We start from the raw sequence: 710 nt of genomic DNA, 5'->3' as shown, positions 1-710 counted from the left end.
ACTGTGATGACCGCTACCCCATTTTTTTCGCCGGCCGTCGTGTTGTCAAACGTGAGTAGCTTCGGCGTCTCGCACAAGCCCTGCCCATTAGAAATTCGCCGATATCCCTAACCCGGAAACGTTTTTAGCATTTCCTTCCCTGCCAGATTGAAGACCTGGTAACGGGGCAATTCTAACAGAGGGTCGCCCGGCTTCACTCGATCCCCCCGCGTCGTGCAGGCGAATTCCAAGCCGGCTTCGGCGGCAATCGCAGGGGTTTCCGGCCCATAGCTTCCATAGGGATAGGCGAAAGATCTTATGTTCCGGCCGATCAACCGCGCGCATTCCTCGACGCTTCCGTCGATTTCCTGCCCTTGCACTGCCGGAGCACAGCCCGCCAGTGCAGGGTGGGTGACGGTGTGTGCGCCGAGTTCAATCAGGGGCTGGCCAGCGAGCCAGTTCAGCTGCTGCAAGCTCAAGGCGGCACCGCTCGCCGGAGCCTGTTCCGGCACCCCTGATTGCGCATGAAGTTCGGCCATCGCGCTTTCGCGGTCGGTATTGTCGAGCGACTTCAGATATGTCCAGATTCCGATATAGGCACGCTGCCGCGCCGTCCATTCTCCGCCGGATGCGCGCCAGCTTCTTCGTTGAAGGTCGGAGTCCCGTGCTCCCAGGGCCCATTCCCGCCGTTCCGGCGAGGTGATGCGGATCGCAACATCGCGATGCTGCAT

The 710-nt window shown here is 60.6% G+C and carries 1 protein-coding gene; it reads right to left on the bottom strand.

Features of this window, described 5'->3' with window-relative positions; all coding sequences use genetic code 11:
• Positions 1 to 107 precede the first annotated feature (107 nt).
• The coding region (locus tag AC1D0P_RS26580; RefSeq protein ID WP_477679466.1) for a polysaccharide deacetylase family protein at positions 108 to 710 on the bottom strand (603 nt) is incomplete at its 5' end.

The organism is Polaromonas sp. P1_G2 (assembly GCF_056405515.1).
This window is presented reverse-complemented; position numbering and strand designations above follow the sequence as displayed.